Origin of the sequence: Winogradskyella immobilis (assembly GCF_021887715.1) — a bacterium.
In the GTDB taxonomy this organism is placed as follows: Bacteria; Bacteroidota; Bacteroidia; order Flavobacteriales; family Flavobacteriaceae; genus Winogradskyella; species Winogradskyella immobilis.
In genome coordinates, this window is sequence record NZ_JAIQXX010000031.1 from 1 (window position 1) to 10,046 (window position 10,046).

The 10,046-nt window shown below is 30.5% G+C and carries 10 protein-coding genes; 8 read left to right on the forward strand and 2 right to left on the reverse strand.

Going from position 1 to position 10,046, the window contains the following annotated elements; translation table 11 throughout:
- Positions 1–264 precede the first annotated feature (264 nt).
- The 8 genes from K8Z87_RS13375 to K8Z87_RS13410 all read left to right on the forward strand — a co-directional run bounded on the left by K8Z87_RS13375 (position 265) and on the right by K8Z87_RS13410 (position 8,284).
- Positions 265–768, forward strand: coding sequence for a hypothetical protein (locus tag K8Z87_RS13375; RefSeq protein WP_227478085.1), 504 nt, complete (start codon positions 265–267; stop codon positions 766–768).
- A gap of 43 nt (positions 769–811) precedes the next feature.
- A complete protein-coding gene (locus K8Z87_RS13380; protein ID WP_227478086.1) occupies positions 812–2,266 on the forward strand; it encodes a lipopolysaccharide biosynthesis protein in 1,455 nt (484 codons plus the stop codon).
- A gap of 73 nt (positions 2,267–2,339) precedes the next feature.
- Positions 2,340–2,774 (forward strand): dUTP diphosphatase, encoded by a 435-nt coding sequence (dut, locus tag K8Z87_RS13385; protein ID WP_227478087.1) that lies wholly within the window; start codon positions 2,340–2,342, stop codon positions 2,772–2,774.
- A 143-nt stretch (positions 2,775–2,917) separates the two neighbouring features.
- Positions 2,918–3,937 carry a sugar phosphate nucleotidyltransferase gene (locus K8Z87_RS13390; protein ID WP_227478088.1) on the forward strand — a complete coding sequence of 340 codons (1,020 nt, stop codon included), beginning with the start codon at positions 2,918–2,920 and terminating at the stop codon, positions 3,935–3,937.
- Positions 3,938–4,008: 71 nt separating this feature from the next.
- Positions 4,009–5,370 carry a tetratricopeptide repeat protein gene (locus tag K8Z87_RS13395; protein ID WP_227478089.1) on the forward strand — a complete coding sequence of 454 codons (1,362 nt, stop codon included), beginning with the start codon at positions 4,009–4,011 and terminating at the stop codon, positions 5,368–5,370.
- A 35-nt stretch (positions 5,371–5,405) separates the two neighbouring features.
- A complete protein-coding gene (locus K8Z87_RS13400) occupies positions 5,406–6,203 on the forward strand; it encodes a DUF4292 domain-containing protein (protein ID WP_227478090.1) in 798 nt (265 codons plus the stop codon).
- Between the two features lie 2 nt (positions 6,204–6,205).
- Positions 6,206–7,426: a murein hydrolase activator EnvC family protein gene (locus K8Z87_RS13405; RefSeq protein ID WP_227478091.1), complete on the forward strand. Its 1,221-nt coding sequence runs from the start codon at positions 6,206–6,208 to the stop codon at positions 7,424–7,426.
- A 51-nt stretch (positions 7,427–7,477) separates the two neighbouring features.
- Entirely contained in the window at positions 7,478–8,284 is an 807-nt protein-coding gene (locus K8Z87_RS13410) for a hypothetical protein (protein ID WP_227478092.1), read from the forward strand.
- Positions 8,285–8,291: 7 nt separating this feature from the next.
- Here K8Z87_RS13410 and K8Z87_RS13415 read toward each other — a convergent pair whose 3' ends face one another.
- On the reverse strand, positions 8,292–8,873 hold the full coding sequence (locus K8Z87_RS13415; protein WP_227478093.1) for a pentapeptide repeat-containing protein: 582 nt from the start codon (positions 8,871–8,873) through the stop codon (positions 8,292–8,294).
- 71 nt (positions 8,874–8,944) lie between these two features.
- On the reverse strand, positions 8,945–9,841 hold the full coding sequence (locus tag K8Z87_RS13420) for a hypothetical protein (RefSeq protein ID WP_227478094.1): 897 nt from the start codon (positions 9,839–9,841) through the stop codon (positions 8,945–8,947).
- Positions 9,842–10,046 lie beyond the last annotated feature (205 nt).

Below are 10,046 nucleotides of genomic sequence, written 5' to 3' on the forward strand. Positions count from 1 at the left end.
TAAATAAATCCGGAAGCTTTGAATAATTAGACTGAAGTATAACGGAAGTCAAATTAAATAAATCCGGAAGCTTTGAATAATTAGACTGAAGTATAGCGGAAGTCAAATTTAAATAAAGCCGGAAAACATTGAATAATTAATGAATCCCTGCGGAGGCAGTAACCTTATTAAAATATTAATATCAAGCCTTACATTTTAGTAAGGCTTTTTTCATTTTTATACGCATTGATTTCAGTATATTTATAGTACTTAAAAAATAATAAAATGAATTCATTAAAAACGATTACCTATTTACTTTTTGCATTTATAATTGTCTTAGGCTTTTATAATTGCTCTAGTTCTAAAAATAATACACTTAATTTTAAAACGTTAAATGGCATTGAAGAGGTGTATTATACTTCTTGGGCAGCAGGAGTTAAAGGAGGTGGATCCGGTATTAATGTGTTTATTAATGTAAATTCTGCCTTTCCTAAAGGCATTGAATTTGATTCTATTTATTTTAGGGGAAAATCTGTAAAACTTCAAACAAAACCTAATGATAAAGAATTGTATATAGGCTATTTTAAAACAAATGCTAATACAGCTGGGAACGAATTATTATTAGACCAAGAAACGGTTAAAGAAGAAAAGGAAAGCCCTAAAATTCCTTTCAATCTTAAAAATAATGAATGTGTAGTTAGCTATATACAAGATGGTAAACGTATGTATTATAAAATCACAGATATTGAAGAAAAAGAAACGACTCCTTATCCTAGTACTCCACAATAATAAATAGAGGAGTTTCTATTTTTTGAAGACATAACACTAAACTTTGAGCGGATTTAAAAGGCTTTTTAAACAAACATTTATCTATGGTTTAGCAACCGTTTTACCAAGGATGCTTACATTTTTATTAGTGCCGCTTTATACCGAAGTGTTGGCAGTAGGCGTGTATGGAAAAGTATCGATTATCTTTTCTTGGTTTGCTATTTTTAATGTGATATTAGCTTATGGTATGGAAACCGCTTTTTTTAGATTCTTTAATAAAGAAGAAAATAAAAATGCAGTGGTTAGCACATCAACGCTTTCAATACTATTCACTTCCTTAGGTATATTTTTATTAGCATTTTTATTACGAGAACAAATTTCATTACTCATTGATATAAAGGTAGAACACATCAATTATGTCGTATGGATTTTACTTTTAGATGCCTTAGTTATAATACCGTTTGCATGGTTACGTGCTAACGAAAAACCAATGCGTTACGCCATTATTAAAATTACTAACGTGGCAATAAATATAGGTTTAAACCTTTTCTTTTTATTATGGCTAAAAGGTTTAGTTAGGAAAATTTCTTTTTTAGAACCGATTTATAAACCAAATTTTGAAATCAGTTATATACTCATAGCAACACTAATAGCGAGTGCTCTTACTTTGGTATTAATGGTTCCGTTCTATAGTAAAGTGAGTTATAAATTCCATCCTAAGATTTGGAGACAAATGCTGAAATATGCATTCCCAGTTTTAATTGCAGGATTAGCATTTACAATTAATGAAACCTTTAATCGTATATTATTAGACAGCAGCCTATCTAATGCAGAAGATCCAGAACGCGAAGTTGGTATGTTTTCAGCATGTTATAAGCTAGCATTATTTATGACGCTTTTTGCCACTGCTTTTAGGTTGGGCATAGAGCCTTATTTTTTTAGCCATGCTAAAACTGACAATCCTCAAAAAAATTATGCTCGGATTTTAGAATATTTTGTGGCTTTAGGCTCAGTTATTCTTTTGGTTGTTGTGGTATTTGCTGATGTTATAAAAGTACTAATTATAAGAGATGAAGCCTTTTGGGAAGCCATGTGGATTGTACCTATTATACTTATTGCAAGTTTCTGTTTAGGCATATATCATAACTTATCAGTTTGGTATAAAATTACGGATCGCACTAAGTTTGGCGCTTATATTTCTGTTTTTGGAGCTATAGTAACTCTAGCATTAAACTTTTGGTTAATTCCAATCATAGGTTATAAAGGTTCTGCAATTGCAACGTTAGCGGCTTATGGAAGTATGGTTTTGTTATCTTACTTTTATGGCAGAAAGTATTATCCAATACCTTATAACTTAAAGAAAATTAGTTTGTATTTATCCATATCTATTATATTCTCTTTATTTTCGTTTTATCAATTTAGAGAAAATTATACGGTTGGAATATCGATGCTTATCATATTTGGATTAATGGTATATATCTTAGAAAAGAAAACAATAATGTTATTTCTGCGAAGGTAGGAATCTGCGAAATAAAAGTAAACTAATGTCTTGTCGTTCTGATAGTTATCGTGACGAATAGACAAAAATGAATATGACTATAAAAATAATCAACAAATCAACTCACGCTTTACCACATTACGAAACCATTGCATCTGCAGGTATGGATTTGCGTGCAAATATTAGCGAGCCAATAACCTTAAAACCTTTAGAGCGTACCATTGTAAAAACAGGCTTATTTATTGAATTACCAATTGGTACAGAAGCACAAGTACGACCTCGTAGTGGGTTAGCAGCTAAAAAAGGAATCACAGTACTTAATGCACCAGGAACAGTTGATGCAGATTATAGAGGCGAAATAGGCGTGATATTAGTAAATTTATCCAATGAAAATTTCATCATAGAAAATGGTGAACGTATTGCTCAGTTAGTTATAGCAAAACATGAGCGTGCCGAATGGGAAGAGGTTAATGAGCTTTCGGAAACCTCAAGAGGAGAAGGCGGATTTGGAAGCACAGGAGTAAAGTAGGATTGATCACTTGCCTTTTAAGCAAACGGTTACAGTTAATAAAAAATAAAATATCTGGTCGAGCGTAGTCGAGACCTATTTATAAATAAGAATTTAACATAATGAGATTTCCACTTTGGTGGAAACGAAAAACAAGTTTTTCGATGAAAATAATAGTCCCAATGGCAGGTCGAGGCTCACGTCTAAGACCACACAGTTTAACAGTACCGAAACCATTAATCCCAGTTGCAGGTCAACCGATTGTACATCGATTAGTAAAAGATATTGCAAAAGTTTTAAAACAACCTATAGAAGAAATCGCATTTGTCCTTGGAGATCCCGCGTTTTTTGGAGATGATGTGGTATCGAGTTTAACAGCACTTGCTGAAAGCCTAGGAGCAAAAGCATCTATTTATAGGCAAGACCAACCTTTAGGTACTGGCCATGCGATTATGAGTGCTAAGCCTTCATTATCTGGTCCAGCAGTTATTGCTTATGCCGATACTTTAATTAGAGCTGAATTTGATTTAGATCCTCATGCAGATAGCGTAATTTGGACCAAGCGTGTTGCTAATCCAGAAGCTTATGGTGTGGTAAAACTCAACGCAAATGAAGAAATTGTTGAATTGGTTGAAAAACCAGAAACATTTGTCAGTGACCAAGCAGTAATCGGTATTTATTATTTTAAAGATGTTGCAGTTTTAAAAGGAAAACTACAAGAAGTGTTAGATGAAAATGTAATGAATGGAGGAGAATACCAAATTAATGATGGTATAAAACGTATGATGGCAGATGGTAAAGTATTTAAAACAAGTACTGTTGATGAATGGATGGATTGCGGAAATAAAGCAGTGACTCTAGAAACCAATGCAAAAATGTTAGGGTTTTTAAATGCAGATAATGAAGAACAATTAGTACATGATTCTGTAGTACTAGAGAATTCAAATATTGTAGACCCTTGTTATATTGGAGAAAACGTTATCCTAAAAAATTCAACAATCGGACCAAATGTATCTATTGGTAGTGATACAGTTATAGAAAATTCAGTCGTTAAAAATAGCTTAATACAGAACCAGACTACAATTAAAAATGCTACTTTAGACGAAGCTATGATTGGCAATCATGTAAAATACGATGGTAATTTTACAAAGATTAGTATTGGCGATTATACAACAATGGAATAAAATTTGTTTGTCATTCTTGTGAACGCTTGCCACCAAAGCTTTAGCGGTGGAGCAAGACAGGAATTTATAGTATGAAAAAAATTAAATACATATTAATTTTCATCTTTGGAATATTACTTATTCCTCAAACATCATTTGCACAAGTTAACTTTGATAAACGTCCGGATGATGATTTAGGAAATGTTGAAGACGAATACCAAGAACACTTCTTTGAAGCCTTAAAGCAAAAAGGTATTGAAAACTATGAACGTGCTATAGAAGCACTTCAAAAATGTTTGAATTTAGATAGCACAAAACCTGTAATATTTTATGAGTTAGGGAAGAACTATAACTCAATCAATAATTTTGGATCTGCAGAAGAAAACCTTAAAACAGCGATTTCAATGCAGCCAGATAACGAATGGTTTTTAGATGAACTTTACGATGTGTACTCTAAGCAAAATGATATTGATAAGGCTATAAAAACGGTTAAGCAATTGGTAAAATATCATCCAGATTACAAAATGGATTTGGCCACATTATATATTAAAAAAGAGAAGTATAAAGAGGCATTACGTATTTTAGATGAACTAGACACCAATTTTGGAGCTAACGAGGTTAGAGACGATATGCGTAATAAAATATATAACGTTACTGGCAATGCAGATGATAGAATTGAAAACATAGAAGAACGCATAGCAAACAATCCTAACAACGAAGACAATCATATACAACTTATATACAGATACAGTCAATCTGGGAAGCCTAAAAAGGCTTTTGAAGCAGCAAAAAATCTTTTAAAAATTAAACCAGACTCTAAACTGGTACATTTGGCATTATATAAGTTTTATTTAGATGATGGAGATCCAGAATCTGCAATTGCGTCTATGAAACTTGTATTAAACACTCCAGAAATAAACCCTGAGGTAAAATCTAAAGTTTTAAAAGATTTTGTGGCTTTTGTCTCTAAAAACCCACAATACGAAAAAGATTTAGTAGCAGCTACAGCTGCTGTAGATGATAATAAAGATGTAAAAACACTAGCAGATTTAGGGCAATATTATTTAAAATCTGGAGATAAAGAAAAAGCACTTCAAAATTTTAATGAGGCTTTAAAACAAGAACCTACAGATTTTAAATTATTAAAAGACGTTTTGTTACTTCAAATAGATTTAAAACGCTATAAAGAAGCCGTAACACAAAGTGAAGATGCATTAGAGTTATACCCAGCGCAACCTATATTATACTTGGTTAATGGTGTTGCTAATAACAATATAGGAAAGCCCAAAAAAGCGATTGAAAGCTTAGAAACAGGATTAGATTTTTTAATAGAAAACCCTAAAATGGAAGCTGATTTTTATACACAACTCAGTATTGCATATAAGTTAGATAATAATATTACGAAGTCTGAAACGTTTACTAAAAAGGCACAAGCTTTAAGAGCGCAACAATAGCATTCTTACAAAAGTGAGAATCTCATTCCAATATAATGAAACAACAGAACCACATAAACTCTTATATTTCAAAAATCTTTTTTGCGCTTATGTTGTCAACCATTTTAGTTGGTTGCAAATCGTCTAAAGCGATTATAGAATCTGGAGAAGCAAATTCTAAATTATCAGCGAAACAAATTATTAAAGCACATCAAAAAAATGATATTAGTTTTAATACACTTAAAGCTAGAGCTCGTATAGATTTAATACAAGATGGCAAAGAACAAGGCTTTACTTTCGGTTTTAGAATGGAGAAAGACAAAGCCATTTGGTTAAATGCACCATTAGGTTTAGCGCGGATGATGATTACACCTAAAGAGGTTCGGTTTTATAACAAGAGTGACAATACTTATTTTGATGGAAACTATAAATTGCTGAGTGATTTTGTGGGCTTTGAATTAGACTTTTATAAAGTGCAAAATATATTGATGGGTCAAGCCATTTCTAACCCTAAAGAAACGCCATACCAAGTTGAGGTTCATGAAAAATCGTATGCTTTAAGTCCTAAAAAGCAAGATGCTATTTTAGAGTTATTTTATTTAATTAATCCATCACATTTTAAGTTAAACTCTTTACAATTAGCACAGCAAGAAAAACGACGTTTTCTTCAGGTAGATTACGGATCTTATCAAGAAGTAAATAAGGAAATATTACCTCAGAATATTAAGATTTTAGCAGTAGAAGATACGGACGAAGCTACAATTACTATAGAAATGAAATCTGTAGTATTAAATGAAGACGTACGTTTCCCTTTTAAAATTCCTTCAGGCTATGATGAGATTATTATTAAATAGCTATGTATAATCAGAAGCTTTTTGTTTGTTTTCTTTTCATGTTGTTTTCAGGTTCTATGCTTGTGGCACAGAGCCAGAAGTTAAAAAACCTCGAAGCTCAGCGTACGCAAAAACTGAGAGAGATTCGGCAAATAAATTCACTTTTATTATCAGGCAAAAAGGAAGAACAGTCTATAGTAACATTGGTTGAGAACTATAATTATAAAATTAATGTTCGTAAAAATTTAATTAAAATTACTAACGACCAAGCCAATCAACTTACAAGAGAAATTAACACCAATCAAAAAGAGATTACAAGCCTTAGAACGCAGTTAAAAGAATTAAAGGAAGATTATGCGGCAATGATTGTAAAGTCGTATAAGAGTAAATCTCAGCAAAGCAAAGTGATGTTTTTATTGTCTTCAGATAATTTTAAACAAGCCTATAAACGTTTGCAATATATTAATCAGTATCGAGAATATCAGAAAAAGCAAGCCGAAGAAATTAAAGTTAAAACTCAAGATTTACAGGCTTTAAATATTACACTTTCTAAGCAGAAAGAAGAAAAGAAAAAGCTTGTAGAAGAAAATAAAAAGGCAAAAGAAACTCTAGAATTAGAGACCAAAGAACAAGAACGTTTAATGGCTTCTATTAGAAAAGATTTAAGTAAGCATACTGCGCAAATTAGAAAAAAACGCCAAGAAGCAGACCGAATAGATAAAGAAATCGACAGATTAATTAAAGAAGCCATTGCTGCATCTAATACCAAAGCCGGAAGCAAATCGTCTAGCGGAACATTTGTATTAACGCCATCAGCAAAAAAACTTGCTGCTAATTTTGCAGCAAATAAAGGAAAACTAGGTTGGCCTGTTGAGCGCGGCGTTATAAAACTAAAATTTGGAAAACAACGTTCTTTAATAGACAATACAGTGACCGAAAATAGTTTTGGGATTCGTATTGCAACAGAGAAGAATGCTAAAGTTAAAGCGGTATTTAAGGGTGAAGTTTCTAAAATAATGGTTATAAAAAATGCAAACCCTGCAATTTTAGTTCGCCATGGAGATTATCTTACAATTTATAGAAACCTTTCAAAAGTCTATGTCAAAGCAGGAGATGAAATTGAAACGGGTCAAGAGATTGGTGAAGTGTTTACCAATAAATTTACTGGCGAGTCCTTGTTGTATTTTAGAATGACTAAGAACTCACAAAACTTAAACCCAGAATATTGGTTAAGTAAAAATTAATCGACTACTTTAATAACTATCACTAATATTACTACTGTGTTTAGAAACATTATGAAGAGAATTTCAATAATTATATTTCTAATAATAGTTAGTTGTAAAACTGAAAAGCGAGAAGTACAAAACAGTAAACCTGAAATTGAAAAAGAGAGTACGACAGAAAAAAATGTAAAAACTAAAAAGAGAGCACCATTTTTTGTTAATGGAATAAGAATAGATACTTTATTAAATTTTAAAGATAAATCTATTCAAATTAGAAAAACTAACCTGAAATTAGATTATGAAAAGTCTTTGTTTGAAAAACACATTGATTCGATTACCAAAACAGAAGATAATGCTCACAGACGATCTTTATTAAGGGAAGAAATTCTTATCAAAAAATTCGATTCTATCGTAAAAAAAGATTCAACAGGATTGTATTTAAAATTGAATAATAGTTGGAAACTAATTGAATTAAATCCAAATACAGAAGAGATTGAAAATACTATTGAAAATTATTTTGTTGATGAAAATCTATTCTTGGTTAGAACTCAATGGGGAGAAGGAAATGATTATAAATTAATTAGTAAGCAAACAGGAAAAACTTTAAATACGTTTGGTGAGCCATATTTTAATAAAAGGAAGGACTTTATATTATCCGTGAATGTTGACTTAGTCGCAGAGTATACAGAATCAGGTTTTGAATTTTTTAAAATTGAAGATTCAGAATTATCATATTTAGGAAATTTTAAAACTAAAAACTGGGGTCCAGAATGGGTGAAAGAAATAACAGAAAATATATTTCTTGTCAAATGTGTTTTTATGGACGAAAACTTCAATGAAAAAGGTTTCTATATAGAAATTGAAATTATGGAAAATTAAAAACGTTCTATAGATTGGGTTCTATTTTGATATTGTATTTTGTTAAAAGGCCAACTACTGTATCTAAAGTAAATTTAGCTCCTGCAATTTTATTGTTTTCTGGATCGATTGTAAAATTAGAAGCATTTCTAAAATCAGCATTTTGTAAGTCGGTATTGTTAAATATTGCATTTTGTAAATCACAAGCGTCAAAAACAGATGAACTTAAATTACACTCTGTAAAATCAACTTGCTGAAGTTTAGAATTTTTAAACAAGGTTGTTGAAAGTTTCCGTTTATAAAATGAAGAATGATTTAATTGACAGTTGTCCACCTTTATTGAAAATCCAAAATCACTGCATTTATCAAAATGTAACCCCAACATTTTACAACCTTTAAAAAGTACATTTTGAAACCCTGTTTGAAAAATATTAGCTGTACTTAAATGACATTCGTGAAACTCGCAATCGACAAATCTAATTTGAGAAAGATCACAATTGGATAAATTACAATTTAAAAAAGTACATAATTCGTATTCTCCTTTTATAAGTTTGTTTTTAGAAAAGTCTTTTCTTTCAAATGTTTTTTCTTCAATAAACTGTTCTTCCATCTAATCGCAATGTTTTTTAAAACTGTAACCTAAAGACAACAAATCCCGATTAGGAATTCAGTCGCAATAAATTATGGCCGTTGTAAGGCTTTTGTTATTTTTTTCCTTTTTGTTACTGTATCGTTCAGAATATCTTTAGTGATTATCAATTCTGTATTTTTATATTTACTATTATCAAAAATAGTTTCTGATGCTTTTATTATGGTATCATTTTCTTTTAGAAAAATTGTTTTAATATTTTCATTGTTATCATAAGTGTAAACTCTAATTCTAAAAGTTTCTTTTAATTCATAAGTTGATTCAATCATTTTTCCATTTAGGTACTTCATTTTCCGTTTTTGTAAAGTGTCATTGTCAAGTATTAAATACCCGAGTACAGGTTTTTCATTTTCATTATATTCTGTATAGTCTAGAGAATTAATAGAATCTGTTTGAGATGTTATAAATAGACTTTCTTTTTTTTCATCATTATTATATTTGTAGTCATATTTCATAAATATTGTGTCATTCGTACCTTCAGAACCAATACTTATCATTTGAGCATTCTCAATTACATTGTCATTATTTATAAAAGTTTGAAAGATTGATTTGAATTTTTCACTTGCTGCAGTTTCTTGGTAAAATAAATCCTCATTACTCCTAAAATAACTTTGTCGTATTATTTGTCCATCTACTTTAGGCAAATACTCTTTTATAGTATAGAGGGTTTTTCCATTATCATCTGTTTTAGTTTTGACAATTGAAAGCGTGTCTATAATGTTTTCATCAGCATCTATTGAAACTTCGAATGTTATTTTACTAAATTTTAGTTTATCAATCTTCTTAATGATTGATTTGTTATCAATTAAAAGGTCAGATTGACAAGATTGAATTATGATTAGTAGTAATAAAAATAATAGACTTTTACTTAAAGTTTTTTGGTTTAGGTTAATTACATACAAATCAGCTTTAGCAGAATGTGTCTTCATCGTTTTTGTGTATGATATTGTTGCGCGTTTCAACAACTAATTTAGTAAACGAAAATGTACTAGAGAAAATTCAGAAAGAATTTTCCAAATAAGCACTTGCCAAAGCAATTAATTATATACGGCTTAAGTTTACAATCTATTACATTAGATATATTAATCAGAAAGAACAAAAGAGAGAAATAAGGTTAGTATACACGGTGAAGCT